The sequence below is a fragment of the Bdellovibrio sp. HCB2-146 genome, from assembly GCF_047345725.1.
Lineage (GTDB): Bacteria > Bdellovibrionota > Bdellovibrionia > Bdellovibrionales > Bdellovibrionaceae > Bdellovibrio.
Genome location: NZ_JBLEQP010000001.1, coordinates 1058523 through 1076070, shown reverse-complemented (window position 1 = coordinate 1076070; position 17548 = coordinate 1058523). Strand labels below are relative to the sequence as shown.

At 44.9% G+C, this 17548-nt stretch carries 16 protein-coding genes; 4 read left to right on the top strand and 12 right to left on the bottom strand.

Annotated elements, in window-relative coordinates:
• The first annotated feature begins 4 nt into the window (after positions 1-4).
• Positions 5-820, top strand: a complete 816-nt coding sequence (locus ACLWOR_RS05245) for an alpha/beta fold hydrolase (protein ID WP_413939627.1) — start codon at positions 5-7, stop codon at positions 818-820.
• Between the two features lie 66 nt (positions 821-886).
• Complete coding sequence (locus ACLWOR_RS05240; protein WP_413939626.1) at positions 887-2506, top strand: DEAD/DEAH box helicase; 1620 nt, start codon at positions 887-889, stop codon at positions 2504-2506.
• 102 nt (positions 2507-2608) lie between these two features.
• Here ACLWOR_RS05240 and ACLWOR_RS05235 read toward each other — a convergent pair whose 3' ends face one another.
• The 8 genes from ACLWOR_RS05235 to ACLWOR_RS05200 all read right to left on the bottom strand — a co-directional run bounded on the left by ACLWOR_RS05235 (position 2609) and on the right by ACLWOR_RS05200 (position 11665).
• Positions 2609-3148 (bottom strand): ankyrin repeat domain-containing protein, encoded by a 540-nt coding sequence (locus ACLWOR_RS05235; RefSeq protein ID WP_413939625.1) that lies wholly within the window; start codon positions 3146-3148, stop codon positions 2609-2611.
• Positions 3149-3159: 11 nt separating this feature from the next.
• Positions 3160-4578 carry a D-alanyl-D-alanine carboxypeptidase gene (locus ACLWOR_RS05230; RefSeq protein ID WP_413939624.1) on the bottom strand — a complete coding sequence of 473 codons (1419 nt, stop codon included), beginning with the start codon at positions 4576-4578 and terminating at the stop codon, positions 3160-3162.
• 204 nt (positions 4579-4782) lie between these two features.
• Positions 4783-5988 carry a serine hydrolase domain-containing protein gene (locus ACLWOR_RS05225; RefSeq protein ID WP_413939623.1) on the bottom strand — a complete coding sequence of 402 codons (1206 nt, stop codon included), beginning with the start codon at positions 5986-5988 and terminating at the stop codon, positions 4783-4785.
• Between the two features lie 207 nt (positions 5989-6195).
• Positions 6196-7278, bottom strand: a complete 1083-nt coding sequence (locus ACLWOR_RS05220; protein WP_413939622.1) for a hypothetical protein — start codon at positions 7276-7278, stop codon at positions 6196-6198.
• Between the two features lie 25 nt (positions 7279-7303).
• Complete coding sequence (locus ACLWOR_RS05215; RefSeq protein ID WP_413939621.1) at positions 7304-8185, bottom strand: ABC transporter permease; 882 nt, start codon at positions 8183-8185, stop codon at positions 7304-7306.
• Complete coding sequence (locus ACLWOR_RS05210) at positions 8182-9210, bottom strand: ABC transporter permease (RefSeq protein WP_413939620.1); 1029 nt, start codon at positions 9208-9210, stop codon at positions 8182-8184. Before ACLWOR_RS05210 ends, ACLWOR_RS05215 begins: the two co-directional genes overlap by 4 nt.
• Entirely contained in the window at positions 9207-10679 is a 1473-nt protein-coding gene (locus ACLWOR_RS05205) for an ABC transporter ATP-binding protein (RefSeq protein WP_413939619.1), read from the bottom strand. The genes ACLWOR_RS05210 and ACLWOR_RS05205 overlap by 4 nt, the downstream gene beginning before the upstream one ends.
• Positions 10680-10684: 5 nt before the next feature.
• On the bottom strand, positions 10685-11665 hold the full coding sequence (locus ACLWOR_RS05200; RefSeq protein ID WP_413939618.1) for a BMP family lipoprotein: 981 nt from the start codon (positions 11663-11665) through the stop codon (positions 10685-10687).
• 268 nt (positions 11666-11933) lie between these two features.
• Between ACLWOR_RS05200 and ACLWOR_RS05195 the strand changes: the two genes are divergently transcribed.
• Together ACLWOR_RS05195 and ACLWOR_RS05190 are read left to right on the top strand one after the other, a co-directional pair.
• Positions 11934-12650, top strand: a complete 717-nt coding sequence (locus ACLWOR_RS05195; protein ID WP_413939617.1) for a Crp/Fnr family transcriptional regulator — start codon at positions 11934-11936, stop codon at positions 12648-12650.
• 124 nt (positions 12651-12774) lie between these two features.
• Complete coding sequence (locus ACLWOR_RS05190) at positions 12775-14217, top strand: phospholipase D family protein (RefSeq protein WP_413939616.1); 1443 nt, start codon at positions 12775-12777, stop codon at positions 14215-14217.
• On the opposite strand, the gene ACLWOR_RS05185 is transcribed toward ACLWOR_RS05190, so the two are convergent.
• From ACLWOR_RS05185 to ACLWOR_RS05170, 4 genes are all read right to left on the bottom strand, one after another.
• Entirely contained in the window at positions 14214-14816 is a 603-nt protein-coding gene (locus tag ACLWOR_RS05185) for a DJ-1/PfpI family protein (protein ID WP_413939615.1), read from the bottom strand. The two genes, ACLWOR_RS05190 and ACLWOR_RS05185, sit on opposite strands and share 4 nt — an antisense overlap.
• A 53-nt stretch (positions 14817-14869) precedes the next feature.
• On the bottom strand, positions 14870-15352 hold the full coding sequence (locus ACLWOR_RS05180; RefSeq protein WP_413939614.1) for a hypothetical protein: 483 nt from the start codon (positions 15350-15352) through the stop codon (positions 14870-14872).
• Positions 15304-16134 carry a thrombospondin type 3 repeat-containing protein gene (locus ACLWOR_RS05175; RefSeq protein WP_413939613.1) on the bottom strand — a complete coding sequence of 277 codons (831 nt, stop codon included), beginning with the start codon at positions 16132-16134 and terminating at the stop codon, positions 15304-15306. The genes ACLWOR_RS05180 and ACLWOR_RS05175 overlap by 49 nt, the downstream gene beginning before the upstream one ends.
• 83 nt (positions 16135-16217) lie before the next feature.
• Positions 16218-17465: a hypothetical protein gene (locus ACLWOR_RS05170; RefSeq protein ID WP_413939612.1), complete on the bottom strand. Its 1248-nt coding sequence runs from the start codon at positions 17463-17465 to the stop codon at positions 16218-16220.
• Between the last annotated feature and the right edge of the window lie 83 nt (positions 17466-17548).

The window sequence follows — 17548 nt, the reverse complement described above, 5'->3', positions numbered from 1 at the left end:
GGGCATGTCGTATTTAGATAACTTCTATCATCACTTTTATGGCCCCGAGAACGGCCGTCGCTGGGTTTTTGTGCATGGCTTGATGGGCTATGGGCAAAATTGGCGCAAAATTATTTCTGGCTTGGAAGAAACAGAACGCTGCTTGGCTTACGATCAGCGCGGGCATGGACGCTCCATGAAGCCTGACAGCGGATACAGCCCCGAAGACTATGCTGATGACCTCAAAAAAATCGTTGATGATTTGGGATGGGAACAGTTTATTTTGGTCGGGCATTCTATGGGGGGCCGTAATGTTTTGAATTTTGCCTCTCGTTACCCCGAATACCTCACTCATCTTGTGGTGGAAGACATTGGCCCTGAAGTGAAGCCCAATGCCCATGAGTACTATGATTACCTTTTGAATCTGGTGCCGACTCCTTTTGCCAATAGGGCCGACGCAAAAAAGTACTTCTTCGAAGACTTTGTGAATAACGCTCGAACCCGGGAACCTGCTCTTGTTATGGCGAACTATTTTTACGCCAATATGGAAGAGAAGCCTAATGGAACTGTTGATTGGCGTTTTTCTAAGAATGGAATCCTAGAATCCGTCAGAGCTGGCCATAAATTGGAGCGTTGGGACGAGATCGAGGGCCTGAAGGTGCCGACTTTGTGGGTGAGGGGGGCTAGATCTCAGGAACTTTCACGCGAAACCTATGATAAGATTTTAACCAAGAACCCATTGATCAGGGGCGTCGAAATCCCAAATTCTGGCCACTGGGTCCACTCAGATCAACCTCAGGCTTTCATCGAGGCAATCAGGATGTTTGTAGGCGGCTTTTAAGCGCCTGCTTTGACTTTTGCTCGCCTGCTAAGTAGTTTGAGGACTTGCAAACCGGAGTAGTGAACGTTGAAATTTTCAGAGTTGAATTTAGAAGCCAGTTTGAACGCTGCAATCCAAAAATTGGGTTATGAGGACTGCACCCCTATCCAAGAACAAGCGATGAACCCCATCCTAGACGGCAACGACGTTGCCGGTCTTGCCCAAACGGGAACAGGAAAAACCGCTGCCTTTTTGATTCCGTTAATGGAAAGAATCCTTCGCGCGCGCCCCGTAACAGGCGATGTTTCTGAAGAACAAAAAGCAATCACAGACAAAAGAGCTTTCAAAGATTGGAAACCACAAAATTTTATTTTGATCTTGGTTCCAACACGTGAACTTGCTGAACAAGTACAAGAGAACGTGACGAAACTCAGTGAAGTTTCGGGTCTTCGCGGTTTTGCGATTTACGGTGGTACTGGTTACGACAAACAAAAAGAAGCTCTTCGCAATGGTGTTGAGTTTATCGTCGCAACTCCAGGCCGTTTGATTGATCTTTACAAAGAACACTTGGTGGATTTGAAGCAAGTTCGCGCGATTGTATTCGACGAAGCGGACCGTATGTTCGACATGGGCTTCAAAGACGACATGAAATACATTTTGCAGCGTGTACCTCGCGAACGTCAGTTCTTGGTATTCAGTGCGACTTTGAATTTCGACGTTTTGAATACAGCTTACCAATTTGGTTCAGAACCAGTTGAAATCAACATCAGCCGTGATCAAGCCAAAGCTGAAAACGTGAAAGATATGATCTTCCACGTGGGTAACGATGAAAAACCTCAGCACTTGTTGTCTTTGCTTAAATTGCACAATCCAAAACAAGCGATCATCTTCACGAATTTTAAGTTAAGTGTTGAAAAAATCGCCCGCTTTTTAGTTGATAACGGCGTTCCTGCGATGGCGATTTCAAGCTTGCTCACTCAAGCGCAACGCAATCGCGTGATTGAACAATTCAAAGCTGAAAACAATATGAACATCTTGGTGGCAACAGACGTGGCAGCACGTGGATTGGATATCAAGGGCGTGGACGTTGTGATCAACTACGAACTTCCTAACGACAGCGAATCTTACGTTCACCGTATCGGCCGTACTGGTCGCGCGGGAACAACGGGAAGCGCTTTCTCGTTGGTCAGTGAAAAAGACGTCGAAGCTTTGGCTCGTATCGAAGACTATTTGAAACACAAAGTTGAAGCAGGATTCCTTGAGAATGATCAATTGGTGAAGGAATTTAAACCAATGACGTTCCAACGTGAAGATGGCTATCAAAAATCAGACAAACCTCGTGGTCCTCGCGGAGAGCGTGGCGATCGCGGTCCTCGTGGCGACCGTGGTGATCGTGGCCCTCGTCGTGATAACAGAGGCCCTCGTCCGGAAAAACGCGAACATGGCCAACAAGGTCAGGAGCGTGGTGAAGGTCAACAACGTAAGCATGGTGGAGGCCAAGGCGGTCGTCCTGAGCACAAACGCCATGACGGACCAAAACGTCACGATCACAAACGTGGTGATCAATCCCAACAACGTGGCGATTTCAAAAAAGGTCCTCACCAACACCGCAAAGGAGCTTCTGCTCCTAAACGTGCGCCGACTCCACCGAAACAGAAATCTGTCGGTCAGAAAATTGCGGGATTCTTTAAAAAGTTATTTTCTTAGTTGAAACTCAGGTCAGAGGTTCCAGGTACCTATTTCAGTCTACACCACGTCATTCTCATTAGTGATGATGCGCTGTAGACTGAAATAAGTACCAGGAACCTTCTACTTTTTTGTTAGCAGTTGAATTGCTTCTTCGTTTTTATTTTCTTTTGCGATATCAAGAGCGGTTTGACCTTGTTTGTTTTTGAGGTCCTTCTTCGCTCCGGCCTTGAGTAGAATTTCGATGGTGGGTTTCGAGCCGTATTTAGCCGCTTCCATAAGGGGAGTTGTGCCCTCGTTATCGGGAACGTCTAATAGACTTTTTTTCTTTTTCAAAACCAGTTTCATCAATTCATGATTGTTCGTTGTCGCCGCCATAAAAAGTGCGGACTCTTGATCTTCACCGATGTTTTCAAGTGCAGCGCCGCTATTTATTAACAACTTTGCCACTTCGGTTTTTTCATTGGAAATAGCGAAATAAAGGGCTGTGTTATTATCGTGGCCTTTTTCATTGAGATTTGTCTTTTGTTTGATGAGAGCTTGGACGGCTGCTTTGTCACCTTCAGATGCAGCCTTGATCAGCGGTGTAAGTCCTTGTGCGAAGCCTTGAACACTGCCGATGAAGAAGGTTGTCATCAGGAGTGTTCGTAAAAGCTTCGTCATAGAGACCTCGATTAGTTCATTTTAAGAGGAATTTTTGTTGGTTCTTTCACTTCTGGCTTTTCCGGTACTGGCGCTGGTGTAGCAGCAACGGTTTTTTCTTCTACCAAAGTGGCTTCTTTGTCATAGCCTACCATGTTCCCAATTTGAGTGTAAGGGAATCGTGTCAGAGTTTTGCGATTCACAAGTGTTTGAACCAGGTCACGGATATAGAAACGAGCATTGTCGACGTCTGAGCCACCATATACATCGGGACGAGTGAGAACTGCGAAATACAAATGTCCTTCACTTGTACTCAACATCCCACCGAAGGTGATTGCCAGATTCGCAGAACCTGTTTTCGCTACCAGCGTGTTTTTATAAGTGGAACCGTTGTAGAAACTTTTGAATGTAGAATAGGTTTCTCCGTCACCACCGACAGCCATCACGTCGGCCAGTTGGAACGAGCGAGAACCTTTGTAGTTCATGAGAAGATTATCAAGATCTTGTGTGATTTTCACAAGAGCCGAGCAGCTGACGAGGTTGTAGATTTGACCGTCTTCATTCTCATCCGGATGAGCAATTGGATAGCCTGATCCATTGTACATTTCGACTGAGTTTGCCGAAAGATGCAGACGGTTTTCGATAAAGCTTCGATAAGCTTCAGGCCCACCAAGAGTTTGGAACAGAATTTCAGGCGCATAGTTGAAAGAGTACTTATTAAAGTCTCTTAACATCATATGCAAGGGACGAGATTTAAATGAATACACTTGATATGGGACCTGAGTGACGTAGGCTTGGTAACGCTCTTTTGAAATCGGTCCTACGTTTTTCTCTTTATATTTAAGACCTGATTTGTATTTCAAGTAAGCTTGGAAATCCACGCTCGTACGGATTTTACCCACGAGCGGAGCCGGATTGTTCCATCCCGCGGCTTCGTTGCGTTGGTGTTTCAAGACATCCAGATATACGCGGAAATTTTCATCATAAGAAATAGTATCAACAGATGTGCAACCTTTGCTTTTAAGTACCTGGCGAATTTGCGGGAACACAGTTCCCAACATATCACGACCCATATAAGGATCGCCGCTGCCTTCGAAATGCAAGTTGCAGGTTTTTTCCGTTGGGCCTGGAGTGAGATAAATTTTAGTTTTAAAGCGGTATTCAGGTCCGAGAACGGCTACTGCCCAATGAGTTGTGAGAACTTTAGAGAGAGAAGCGATTCGGTACTTCGTCGTTATGTCTTCAGCATTCACACCTGTTGGATACTTCTTCAAGAATTTGCTTTTCGCGATTTCCTGTTTGGTGGGATTGAACGCAGTAACGGAGGCATTCTCCTTACTTTCCAGGTAGCACATGGCGTTCATCTTAACTCCAGCTTGGGCCGTGACAGCGCTGACAACAATCGTGGCAAAGCAAAGTGCGGTTCTATTTAGCATAGAGCGAGGTGGCATCGACGTACTCCTTTAACAACAACAGTTGCCCTGTCTCCAAGTTCTATACCAGCCCGAGAGGTGCCTAAATAGCCGCTCAGGTGTCTCAAAGTTAGACAGGGCCCGAAAAAGGGCTGTCATAAAACAGATGAAGATTGAGAGCACGTTACTTTAAAGAAAGCTTCATAATCTCAATCCCTGAATGCTTTAAAGAAGTTCTCAGACTTATTTTACGCCAGGAATGCTGGAATAAATTGCGGCTTTTACATCCGAAGTAAAGGTGGCCAGATCTAGTGAAGCTGTATTTGTGAGGATCACCACAACCAATTTCGCTTGGGGGTCGAGCCAGAAATTATGTCCATAAGCTCCGCCCCAATCGAGAGTGCCGACCTTCGCGGGAGAGCGTGCTTGCTCTGGATTTTTTAGGTACGAAAACCCAAAAGTAAAACCGTATCCTTCGGCATCAATCGGCAAGTCGCCGATCTGATTTGTTGTCATTAAGAGTGCGGTTTCGGGTTTCAGTCCCGTGGAGCCTGTGCGAATGGCTTCTAGAAACTTAAAATAATCATGCGAAGTTCCCATCATGCCAGCGCCACCAGAGGGGAAGGCTGTTGGATCGAGCGCGCGACCTGGCGAGAATTCAATATAATTGGCACCTATATATACACGATAGGGGTCTGTCATTCTTTCTGGCTCTGGAGATTTTGCTGCATAAGGGACAGTGAGGCGACTGGGATCTGTTACTAAGAAATTTGCGTCGGTCATTTTAAGTGGTTCCGTAACGGTTTCTTTCACGATATCTGGCAGAGGTTTTTTCGCAGCTTGCGCAAGAACTTCACCTAGCACGTCGATAGAGAGTGAATAATTCCATTTTGTTCCTGGCGCAGAGACCAGTGGCGCCTGGCCAAGACGACGGATATTTTCCGTCAGAGTAATTCCTTTGTTGTCGAGTCCATCTGAAACTCCAAGTTGATGATAGGGGCCATTCGGTGGTTCAAAGAAACTGTAGGTGAGGCCTGAAGTATGAGTGAGCAGTTGGCGAATAGTGATCGTGGGTTCAGATCGATCCAAAAGAACGGGTTTGAAATCAGGAATCCATTTACTGACCGGATCATCAAGTGTGATGATACCTCGGTCCACCAGGTGCAGAGCCGCCATCGACACAATTGATTTTGTCATCGAGGCATAACGAAAAATGGAATTCGTCTGTAAAACTGTTTTTGCCTCGCGGTCCTTAAAGCCAGCGGCACGCTCGTAAATAATATTTCCGTCGCGAGCGACTAAGATCACAGTGCCGACAAGTTTTTTGTTTTGAATGGCTTGATCAATAACGGTGTCGACGGCGTGTTTAAGTTCCGGATTGGCTTTGGTTTGCAGTCCCCACGACAGGAAAAAGGCGACGAGGACCAACGGGAAATACTGTGGTTTCATAGGCTCTCCTTCTTATTTCAACCTTTTCACTTTAAAAGAAACTTTGTGCGGAATGATCAAGAAGCGACAGATCCGGAAAGAAACAAAGTGCAAGACAAAGGTCCGTGTTCCAGAGTGGAAACGGACCAAGGAGAGTTTAATTAAATTTCAATATTTTTATGGAGTTGGCGACGTTTTGCCGCCCCTAGAGTTTTGAACTCTTAGGCCTTATTTTCCGGGAAGTTTTTCTGGAGAAGCTTGCGGGATATCAAAATAATCTGGAACAACGAAATCCACAGTGAATGGATAACGATAAGATTTGTAAGCTCCTAATTTAGGTTTGCCAGCTTTGGCATAAGCTTCATCCCAAAGAGCTGCGAGCAACACAGATCCACGAGCCATATCAGTTACAATCAAACCTTTCATGCGGTTGAATGCGACTTGGGGTGCCTCACGTTCCGCAGCCGTGCGGATGTTCATGCCACGTTCTTTAACAACAGTGGATTTCTTTTTGATTGGATCCATTTTCAAGATGCGTGGAATTTCGGAATTTGAAATCTCGCCCAAAACTTTCATTTTCTCAACAACAGTTGCTGGCTTTAGGAAAGCAGGCTTTTTCATGGAGCGTGCTTCTTTCAGAACCAAGTAATCAAGATCGCCATCGAACTGACCAACAACTGAATCTTCGAAGTAGGCATGAATGCCACCGTGACCTGCGGCATAGCCATCGTAATCAGCCGTCGTGTGGAAAGGTTGGCTGTTGTCGCCAACGAAGTGGCCCATCAAACCCATTGATACAACCATGTTATAGACAAGTTTGTTATAAGGGAGTTCGCTGTCTTGTTCTTCTTTAAAATTCGTTGGCATTTTTGCCGCTGCAAAATCTTTTTCCAGAGCAGCAATTGCGCGATAGAATTGATCCGCTCTCCACCAAGAAGAACCGAAATCTGTTGGAACTGATTTAATTGTCGTTCCATCTTTTTTGAAAAGATCTTCTTTGCCCGTATATTCAGTGACGATTTTTTTGTAATCGAGAGGGATATCTTGAACTTTCAAACCCAAAACTTCGATATCAACAAAGTGTGCGGGGCTGCCAAGAGCGTTGGCTTCACCACCTAAGCTTTTCCAATAAAAGTCCGGCATATTGCACAGATGACCCATCATTTGCGGTTTGTGACGGAGGTATTCTTTCAAGCCTTCTTCTTTCACCAAGAAGCTCGCCACTCGGCAAATGGTGTCGTGTCCACGACCGCCCCAAGCAAAAACATTTGCTGATAGCATAAGTACAGAAATGAAAACGAAACTGCGCATGGATTCTCCTTCGAACGCAATCAAACTAAAGATAAGTCTCACTGCCCAATGCCTTAGGCGCTCGGCGATTTCCAATAAAACCAGCAAGAGCTACGATTGTCACGATGTAGGGCAAAATTTGGACGAATTGAACAGGGATCTCAACTCCAAAAACTTGTACGCCCTGCAAACGAATTTGCACGGCATCGGCAAATCCAAAAAGCAAACAAGCCAGAGCTGCAGGTACCGGTCTCCATCCGCCAAATATTAACGCCGCTAAAGCCATAAAGCCGCGACCGCCTGTCATAAGAGGTGAATAAGAAGAGGCTAAATACAATGATAACGTCGCGCCACCGCATGCAGCAAAGGCCCCGCTTAAACAAACACTGACCCAGCGAACGCGGCGCAAACTCACACCACTCGATAATAAAGCCTCTGGATGTTCACCAGCGAACTGCAACCACAGGCCGGAACGCATTTTGTAGAGCCAAAAATGCAAACCTAAAACTAAAAGTCCAATCATCAGAATAGGTTCGAAATCAAAACGATCGTCAACGCCAAGTGGGGGAGTTGAGCCCGTGGAAGAATAAAGAATTTTTGTGATAAATGGAATGGCGCCCATAATCAGTAAATTAAACGCCATGCCTGTGATGATTTGATCGGCCTTTAATTCAATAACAAAAAAAGCAAAAAGAGCTCCGATCAAAAGGCCCGCCATCAAAGCAGCGCCCCAACCCATCCACGCGGATTCCGCTGCCACACCTGCGACAGCTCCAGCAAAAGCACCTACGAGCATGAAACCTTCAAGCGCGACGTTCACCACGCCGGAACGCTCACTCATAAAGCCACCCATCGCCGCAAAACAAAGTGGCGTCGCCAAACGCAAGGTCGCAAAAAGAAGAGGAAGAACAAAAGCCAATTCATTCATGAGTTTTTTCTTCCTTTCTTTTTCCATTCCCAATATCCCTGAGCCGCGACACCCAAAATAATTAACGCTTGGATGATGCGAGAGAAATCGCGAGTGATGGTGTTAGTTTCCAAATCCAAATCGGATGCACCCTTATGAAGGGCACCCATCAAAAAGGCCGCTGCAATAATACCAATCGGATTATTCCCAGCAAGAAGAGCAACGGCAATACCGATAAACCCATAATCAGGAGAAAAACCAATGCGATATTGTCCCGCACTTCCTAAAACTTCTGAGAGCGCGACAAAACCGGCCAATAAACCAGCTAGAAGCATGGCAATAATTTGCACTTTTCTGGCAGGAATTCCAGCGCGACGAGCGGCTTCGGGATTTTCACCGACGGCCCGCAAATCAAAGCCCCATGTGGTTTTCCACAGAAATATCCAGATCACAAAAGCCAAAATAATGGCAACAACCAGAGACGCATTGACCGGTGTATCCGGGAACCAACGCGCCAATAAATCATAATCCTTGAACATATAATTTGGTGCGACCATCGCAGTCTCAGGATTCTGCGAATTTGGATTTGGAATAATTTTAAGAGTGAACCAACTTGCTAAACCTGCGGCGATAAAGTTCATCATAATCGTCACAATCACTTCATGACTGCCACGGTAAGCTTTGAGTGCGCCAGGAATAAGGCCCCAGATAGCTCCAGCAACCAATCCGGCGAACAGAGCAACAAAAGGAGCTAGAGGAAATGGAATGTAAGGGACGAGGACGCCTACGGCCGCAGCCGTAATGGTTGCAATCGTCAATTGTCCTTCAGCCCCGACATTAAATAAGCCAGCGTGAAACGCAACTGCGACGGAAAGGCCTGTGAAAATAAGCGGAGTTGTATAGGATAAGGTCAATCCCAAATCATAGGCTGAGCCAAAAGCACTGCGCATGAGGATCACAAAGATATTCCAAGGATTTTCACCCGCAAAAGCTGTAAGCAAGAGTGCGACCGCAAGACCAATCAGCATGCCCAGGACACGTTTCATTGGCCACCTCCCATCGCTGTTCCCAAAGCAATTTCGTCAAATTGCCCGCGTTGGAATTCAGCATTGATATGGCCTTTATATAAAACCAAAATACGATCCGAAAGAGTCATCAACTCATCAAGCTCTGAAGAAATTAGCAGCACACCCGCGCCGCGATCTCGGCACTTGCGAATTTCACTATGAATAAAATCAATCGCACCGATATCGACACCACGGGTAGGTTGCGCTGCCAAAATCAAATCCGGATTTTGACTGAGAGCGCGCGCGACTACGAGTTTTTGTTGGTTGCCGCCTGACAAGTTCTTCAAAGAGAGCTTCTCGTTACGGGGGCGAACATCATAAGTTTCAAGAGCGTCCTTCGTTGCTTTGATCAATTCTTTCAATTTTAAGAACGGACCGCGCGCAAAGCGTTTCTGCTGACCTAAAAGGAAGTTTTCATACAGAGGTCTTTTCGCCAAAACTCCAAAACGCAGGCGATCTTCAGGAAAGCTACCCCAAACTCCATTGCTCTCAATTTTGCCGTGCAGACTTTTTTTCTCAAGAGCTGCAGGATCGATCAACGCGCGAATCAAGGCATCCTGACCATTGCCTTCAACTCCGGCAATCCCGACAATTTCTCCGGCGCGAATTTGCAAATTCAAATCCTGAATATATTGAGAACCAGAAAACGCGCGCAAATCGCGAATGTTGAGTAGCACTTTACTAGTATCAATTGCTGTTTTGCGCTCCTCAAGCTTAGGAAGACGTCGACCGACCATGAGTTCTGCGAGTTCTTCGACATTGGTTTGCGAAGTCTTCTTTTGCGCAATCACAGATCCGGCACGAAACACGGTGACAGAATCTGTAAGTTGCAAAACTTCCTTCAACTTATGGGTGATAATGATGATTGTGCGGCCCTCATGTTTTAAAAGACGCAGATTTTTAAACAGATCTTGAGTTTCTTGTGGAGTTAAAACCGCCGTTGGTTCATCGAGAATCAGAATTTGAGAATCCTGGGAAAGTACTTTAAGAATCTCAAGGCGCTGTTGCTCACCGACGGACAGGTCTTCCACTTTGGCTTCTAGATCGATGTGAAAGCCATACTTGTGAGCAATTTCATTCAAACGTTTTTTTTGTTCTGCACGCGGTAAAAGAGAAAACGCCGAACCTTTTTGTTGGAGTAAAATATTATCAAGCGCCGTCAGTGGTTCTGCGAGCATAAAGTGCTGATGAACCATGCCGATTTTTTCCGCCATAGCGGAAAGGGGAGATGCGAAATGTGTTTTTTCACCTTTAAGAAGAATTTCGCCCTGATCGGGTTGATAAAACCCAAAGAGCATTTTCATTGCCGTTGATTTACCCGCGCCGTTTTCGCCGACAATGCCATGAATTTCTCCGGCAGTGACTGAAAAAGTGATGTCTCGATTGGCAATACAGTCGCCAAATGCTTTTGAGACGCCTCGAAATTCAATCACCGGAGATGAGGACATCTGAGTTACTTCTTCTTATAATAGTCAGGAACTTTGATTTTTCCTGCGATGATGTTCTTTTTGATTTCTTCGACTTTTTTCTTCATTTCCGCAGTGATGAGCTTTTGATTGTGTTGATCAAGAGTGTAGTCGACACCTTTGTTTTGCAAACCAAAGCGCACAATACCTGCCGCAAATTTTCCCTCTTGAGTTTCTTTGATGGTATCAAAGACGGCGACATCGACAGCTTTCATCATACTTGTCAGAATTACACCTGGCTTCATCCAGTTCTGGTTCGAATCAACACCAATGGCGTACTTCTTTTTTTCTTCTGCCGCATCAAATACACCGGAACCCGAAGCGCCAGCAGCGACAAAGATCACATCTGTACCAGAACCAAATTGTGCGAGTGCTAATTCTTTTGCTTTTGCAGGATTGTTCCAGGCCTCGCCCGTAACACCCACGTAGTTTTCAGTGACTTTGATTTTTGGATCGATGTATTTCGCACCGGCTGCATATCCCATCGCAAAACGACGGATCAAAGGAATATCCATACCCCCAATAAAGCCCACTGATTTATTTGGTGAAGCCATCGCGGCAAGAGCGCCAACTAAGAATGATCCCTCATGTTCTTCAAAAAGAAGAGAACGGACATTGGGAGCGTTGACTTCGCCATCTACGATCGCGAATTTTGTTTTTGGAAATTGTGCTGAAACTTTTCTGACAGCTTCTGTTTGTGCAAAACCAACACCGATAATCAGGTCAAAGTTCTTTCGTGCAAACGAGCGATGTAGATTTTCAACAGCGTTGACGTCTGTAGCTTCGACAAATTTTAGTTCAATTTTAAGTTCTTTTTCGGCTTTTGTTGCACCGGCGTAAGCTGCGGAGTTAAAAGACTTGTCATCTTTGCCTCCTTTATCGAGAACTAGACCAACTTTTAGGGGAGCTGCATTGGAAAAACTGCATAATGACATAGATAACAGGGTAGAAATGATCAGTTTAGACATCTAAAAAATCCCCTATATTAAAATTTTTTTGGTGATTTCCGACAGCAATTAAGGCTTCGATATCACATAAAAATTTAAAGTTTATGTGCCGCCGAAAGTAGGTCCTGTCACTCAGTGAGTCAAGCCAAAAGCATGTTTGTGAGTCAGAACAGAGCCCGTTACAAGTCAGTTATGTCGAAATTTCAATTAGTCATGCTGTTTCGGGCGGGTTTAGGATGGCTTAAACATTTAACTTAACCCTATGAAAAAAGCTCGGAGGAAATAGAGTATGGAATCTCAAACGATACTCAATGGCGGAGTAAACTCCCTTGGTTTTATGGGCAGTCAAAACCTAAACATTCCAAGCACTTCGAATGTGCCTTATGAAGTCATTCATCTTAAGGAAGAAGAAATGATTTTTAAAGAAGGCGAGGTTGCCAAAGGTCTCTACTACGTACACTCAGGTTGCGTGAAAGTAGTAGTAAACCGTGCCCGCGCGCGTGGTCGTACAACGACGAATGAATATGTGACGAAGCTGGTTTCGCCTGGTGAATATTTTGGATATAAAGCTCTGGTAAAAGGCACACCGACGCAAAGTCATGCAAAAGCAGTGAAATCAACAGTTCTTTGGTTGTACCCAAGAGAGTTGATCCAAGTAGCAGTGGCCCAAGCAAGCCCACTTATTAAATTGTTGTTGAATCAAGCCGTTAATGACCTTGAGTCATTCGAGACGATCAGCCAGTTGCATTATTTGGCATCGGTTCAAGAACGCATTGCTTATCAACTCGTTTTGTTAGCAGATCGCTTTGGTGTTCAAACTCCAAATGGCATCTCTCTCAACTTGAAATTGACGCGCAATGAGTTCGCGCAACTTGCAAGTACGATCAATGAATCTTTGTCTCGTCATTTGACAGAGTTTAAAAATGAAGGTTTGATCGACCTCAACGGCAAAGAGATCATCATCAAAAATAAAGATGGTTTGATGAAAAGATCAGGCAATTTCTAAGGATCAAAACTTGAAGATTGAGACTCAGAGACGGAACCCATGTCTATGCTGGATATGGGTTCTTTTTTTTATGACTGCATGTCAAAGTCTTCCCAAGAATTATTCGAAGACTGAATCACACTATATGGCCGACAACTCGGGAACGACATTGGTGCGTAACTTTGGCGCGGAGATTCGCAAACATCCGGGTCAAGCTGAGCTTATTCCTCTTTCGTCGGGGCTCGATGCGCTGACCGGTCGATTGGCGCTGTCCTTTTCGGCAACCAAAACTTTAGATCTTCAATATTATATTTGGCACAACGATATTTCCGGTCGATTGATGATGGAATCAGTTCTGCATGCCGCGGATCGCGGAGTGCGGGTTCGTCTTCTTCTAGATGAAATTCATGGCGACGCTGTCGAGCAGCCACTTCGTGCAATGGCTGATCATCCCAATATCGAAGTGCGACTTTTTAATCCTTTTCACAATCGCTCTTGGAAAAGTTTAGATTTTATCACGCGTTTTTCTGAAGCCAATCGCCGCATGCATAACAAGGCTCTAATCGGGGATAATTTTGGCGCCATCGTCGGAGGTCGCAATATCGGCGATGAATATTTTGAAGCCAGCAAAGATCTGGATTTCGGTGATTTCGATGTCGTCGTGATGGGCGAAGTGGTCACGAATATTTCCAAAAACTTTGATCTATTCTGGAATAGCGAATTAGCTGTTCCGATTGAAATCACCTATGGCAAGGGACCTAAAATCACTTTAGAAGAAGTTCGGCAAAATCTTTTGGGTGATCGCATCGCAGTGGAATCAAGCCCCTATGCCGAAGCTCTTCGTGAAACCGATTTCGTCCAAAATCTTCAAGAGAGAAATCTGAAAACTTATTGGGGACCGGTGGTGGCCCTGTCGGATTCGCCGAAAAAGATTTCCTCAGAGGAGCTGCATGAAAGTGAACTCCTTATCAACCAACTGCGCCCGCATTTGGGAACAGCGGAAAAAGAAGTCTTTATCATCAGTCCTTATTTTGTACCGGGTGACAAAGGCGTGGCGCAAATTGCTGAAGCTGTCAAAAGAGGAGTGAGAGTTCGAATTTTGACAAATTCATTGGCATCGAACGATGTGAGCGTCGTCCATGCCGGATACAAAGGTTATCGCAAAGACTTGATCAAAGCGGGTGCCGAACTTTATGAACTCAAACCGAGCTTCCAAGAAATCCAGACAAAGAAAAAGAAGAAGAAAATGTTTTCTTCTCGCTCTGGCCTTCATGGCAAAGTTTACTTTTTTGATCGCAAGAAAATTTTCGTCGGTTCGATGAACCTGGATCCGCGTTCGATTTATTTGAATAGCGAAATGGGACTTGTTATCGACAGCCCCGATCTTGCTGAGTCGTTATTGAAAGACGCTGAAGAGAGATTAGATGAAACCAGTTACAGACTTTTCTTGGACGAGGAAAAAAATCTTCGCTGGAAAAGCATCGAAAATGCTCGGGAAGTCATCTTTACTAAAGAACCGGAAACGTCCTGGTGGCAAAGATTTAAATCAGGCTTTATCTCGATCTTTGTTCCTGAAAGTATGCTCTAGCCTTTAAACACATTGTACCAGCCATCGATGACGGGTGGGTCATACAAATTTAGAGTCTTCATGACTTCAACTGCGAAGTCTACAGGGTGAACTCCTCCGGCGGTGATGATACCTTGATCGATTACCGCATTTTGTTTTTGAAAAAGGGCCTCGCCCTGATAGCGGTCCTTGGCGTTCTCCTTGAGTTCTTCAACATTATTTCCAGTATGTTTAATTGAATTTAAGATTCCCAAACGTGCGAGTGAAATCACCGCACCGCAAATCGCCGCGACGGGGATTTTTTGTTCGTGAAAGGCCTGAATTTTTTCTGCGATGCCTGCGTTGTTTTGCGGGTTCTGCCAAGATTCTCCGCCCGGTAAAATAAGAATCGCAGCTTCGCGAGAAGAGATTTCCTCTAATGAAAAATCGGGAACAACTTTAAGTCCGCCCATACTCGTAACAGGCTGCTTTCCGATCGAGACTGTTTTTACGGGAAAGGTATTGCGCTTAAGTTCGTCAGGGCCGCCCATCTTTAAAGAAGGTCTGGCGATTTCTGGCAGAACGTATCCAAGTTCCCAATCGGCAAAACCATTGTGAAGATAAACGTACGCATTTTTCATCGAATGCCTCCAACCTTATTGTTGAGAAATAAGAGGGTGAAGGCAAGTGTGTATTATTTGGCGGCTTTAAACTTATAAGATGTGCCGAAAACCTGGAGTTCTAAATTGTCGCTCTTTGTATTGGCAAAAACAGCTGCGATTTTTTTGTCTGTCGCCAAGGGGACACTTTCTTGAAGCTCGTCGATTTTATATTTTTTTACAGAGGCTTCGTTGAAGTGATCGACAAATCCAGAGCTTGCCAAAGGGGTGCCGTCACTTAAAACCTGCAAATCACTTTTCGCTAACGACACGCGATCTTTTGGGAAGGATACGAATTCAAGTTCGACAATGGTTTGTGAAGCAAATCGGAACAATCGAACTTTCGCGCGCAAGTTGGGTTGCGAAACCTCGTGTTCGTTTGTGACTTTTGAAGTGAGCAATGCTTCGTTGTTATACCATGTGACGGGGTCACAAGCGGAGAGAGTGAAAAGCAAAACGAAGGGACCAATTACTTGGCCAAAGGAACGAACACCTTTTTGAAAGCTTTTTGAGTCCATTTTTGGGCCTCACTTTCTCTGTAGGTCTTTAGGTTATCAAAATAGGAGGGCGTAATCCAGTCAGGATTTCGTTCTTGAAGATAAGCGTAAAGGAGTGCATCCGCAAAGTGTTCTTCTGGGCCAATTAGAGATCGGCGTGTTGGCACGCCTGTTGGAAGTCCTTTAAGGTTGAGAAGGTCTTCTTCGTTACCCGTGACCCAATGAAATCCGCGAGTATGATAGATGTAAGTATCATCCTGCAGGCTCCAACCCATTTTCATCATAAATGTCTGATAGAATTTCGGTTCACTGACTTGAAAGGCGTGGAAGAGCTCATGAGTTAGAATCAATTGGAACTGACGGCTCCCACCCTTGAAAGCTTGGGGTTCGCGGATGCGGATGGTTTTCCAATAGGGATCGTAGTGTCCGTTCATGGAATCGTATTCATCAGTCCAATCCCAAAGAGCAATGATTTTGAGATTCGCAGAAAAAGCTTTGGATTTTTGCAAAAAGAAAAGAGTGCTGCGCAGTCTTTCGATCTGCGCTGCTGTCAAAGCACTCTCATTTAATACGACAGCATAATTAGACTCTCCCACTTTGAGGTTGAGATGTGGAAGAGTGTTTTGATTGCGAGAATCAAACGGTGATTCATCTAAAAGATTGGCGACACCGTCGTTATCGATGTCGCTGTCATACGCATCAATCAGGCCGTCTTGGTCGGTATCCCCAAACAGAGAAGAGCGGTTATTCACCAATTCTTTTTGTGTCTCTGTATTTACCAACGTCTGATGGAGGTAAAACATGTGTCCAGAGTCAAACCCAGACACAGAAGGCTGTGACCTTTCCGGTGCACAGCCTTGCAGTAAAACTAGAGCCAAAGCGGCGACTAGATACTGTCTGCCCATTCCCATGCCCAGTCTTCCATGAAGCCTTGGTCAAAACCAGAAATCATGTAAGAGAAAAGAACGACTGGAACATAAAGTGGACCGAAAAGAGCACTTTGAACCGCGTGAACACCTTCGTGTCCAGAAGCGAAAGCTTGTCCTGTGCCGTTATCAAGTTCCCAAATACCCAAGCTCATTTTACCTGGGATTGGGCTCATGCCAGTGACATCTGCGTAGATTTGCTTACCGTTGTATGCAAGAGCGAAAGTTGGGAAGTCAACATACGGAGTAAATGGTGACACGATCATAGTCACGATCACGATACCAAGACCCATCAATGTGTTTACAAGACCCCAAGTCAAGTTACCAACCCAAGTCAGCAAGTTCACAAGTGCGTTGCTGTTTGCGCCCGGAGTGTAAAGAAGAGACTTATTACCGAAAGTCTTTTTAACTTCGGCTTTCAATTGAGCCATTGTCTCTTTTTGTTCTTTAGTCAATTTCTCTTCAATTGAACGGATGCTTGCATCGCGTTTTGCACTTGAAGCGGCGAATTCTTGAGCTGTTTTAGCTACAAGCTTCTCAAGATTTTCATCGAGCTTTGTTTGCTTTTTTAAAGCTGTCAAAGCTTGAGTTGTTTTTTGCAAGTCTTGTTTCAAGATCACAGAAAGGCCGACCTGAGCAAATGCGACTTGAGTCACTTCTTTTTTGAAAGCTTCAACAACTTTTGAACCTTTCAAATCTTCAGAACCCAATGCCAAGAGAAACGGCATCAAGTTGCTGATCATTTGTTTGTTACCTTGGGTGTAGTACAAAAGAGCATAGAAGTTTGTGATTTGATCACGAATCGCTTCTTGTGGATTCTTGGCATTGAAAGAAGCTTTAGAAGTTTCGAAAATACGTTGGCGAAGTGAAGTGCCGTATTTTTCTACTTGTTGGTTCCATGCAATAAGGCTTGCGCGATTTGCTGTGATCCATTTTTCCGCATCAGCAACATTGTTTTTCAACTGACCTTTGATAGCTGGTGCTGTTGAAATAGATTTGAAGTAATACGTTTTGATAAGATCCAATTTTTGGATACGTTCTGCGATTTTTTCAGAACCTGCGAAAGTTTTGCTATCAGCTTCGTCTTTGTATTGCTCAACAACATCTGCAAAATCTGCATCGATAGAACGAGTGTCAACTTGGTATTTACAAGCTGTTACTTGGAACGCAAGAACGCCAGCCAAAGCAACCCGAATAAGGTTCTTCATATAAGCCTCCGCCTGAAGGATGACCCCTCAAGTACGTCAAAAATTGTTTTTAAAGATTAACGGGAGGACCTAAAGCAAGAGCC

Excerpts from the sequence above, each read along its gene's own strand:
- ACLWOR_RS05245 (WP_413939627.1), top strand. The coding sequence starts at position 5 with ATGTCGTATTTAGATAACTTCTATCATCACTTTTATGGCCCCGAGAAC.
- ACLWOR_RS05235 (WP_413939625.1), bottom strand. The coding sequence starts at position 3,148 with ATGACGAAGCTTTTACGAACACTCCTGATGACAACCTTCTTCATCGGC.
- ACLWOR_RS05230 (WP_413939624.1), bottom strand. The coding sequence starts at position 4,578 with ATGCCACCTCGCTCTATGCTAAATAGAACCGCACTTTGCTTTGCCACG.
- ACLWOR_RS05225 (WP_413939623.1), bottom strand. The coding sequence starts at position 5,988 with ATGAAACCACAGTATTTCCCGTTGGTCCTCGTCGCCTTTTTCCTGTCG.
- ACLWOR_RS05220 (WP_413939622.1), bottom strand. The coding sequence starts at position 7,278 with ATGCGCAGTTTCGTTTTCATTTCTGTACTTATGCTATCAGCAAATGTT.
- ACLWOR_RS05215 (WP_413939621.1), bottom strand. The coding sequence starts at position 8,185 with ATGAATGAATTGGCTTTTGTTCTTCCTCTTCTTTTTGCGACCTTGCGT.
- ACLWOR_RS05210 (WP_413939620.1), bottom strand. The coding sequence starts at position 9,210 with ATGAAACGTGTCCTGGGCATGCTGATTGGTCTTGCGGTCGCACTCTTG.
- ACLWOR_RS05205 (WP_413939619.1), bottom strand. The coding sequence starts at position 10,679 with ATGTCCTCATCTCCGGTGATTGAATTTCGAGGCGTCTCAAAAGCATTT.
- ACLWOR_RS05200 (WP_413939618.1), bottom strand. The coding sequence starts at position 11,665 with ATGTCTAAACTGATCATTTCTACCCTGTTATCTATGTCATTATGCAGT.
- ACLWOR_RS05195 (WP_413939617.1), top strand. The coding sequence starts at position 11,934 with ATGGAATCTCAAACGATACTCAATGGCGGAGTAAACTCCCTTGGTTTT.
- ACLWOR_RS05190 (WP_413939616.1), top strand. The coding sequence starts at position 12,775 with ATGGCCGACAACTCGGGAACGACATTGGTGCGTAACTTTGGCGCGGAG.
- ACLWOR_RS05185 (WP_413939615.1), bottom strand. The coding sequence starts at position 14,816 with ATGAAAAATGCGTACGTTTATCTTCACAATGGTTTTGCCGATTGGGAA.
- ACLWOR_RS05180 (WP_413939614.1), bottom strand. The coding sequence starts at position 15,352 with ATGGACTCAAAAAGCTTTCAAAAAGGTGTTCGTTCCTTTGGCCAAGTA.
- ACLWOR_RS05175 (WP_413939613.1), bottom strand. The coding sequence starts at position 16,134 with ATGTTTTACCTCCATCAGACGTTGGTAAATACAGAGACACAAAAAGAA.
- ACLWOR_RS05170 (WP_413939612.1), bottom strand. The coding sequence starts at position 17,465 with ATGAAGAACCTTATTCGGGTTGCTTTGGCTGGCGTTCTTGCGTTCCAA.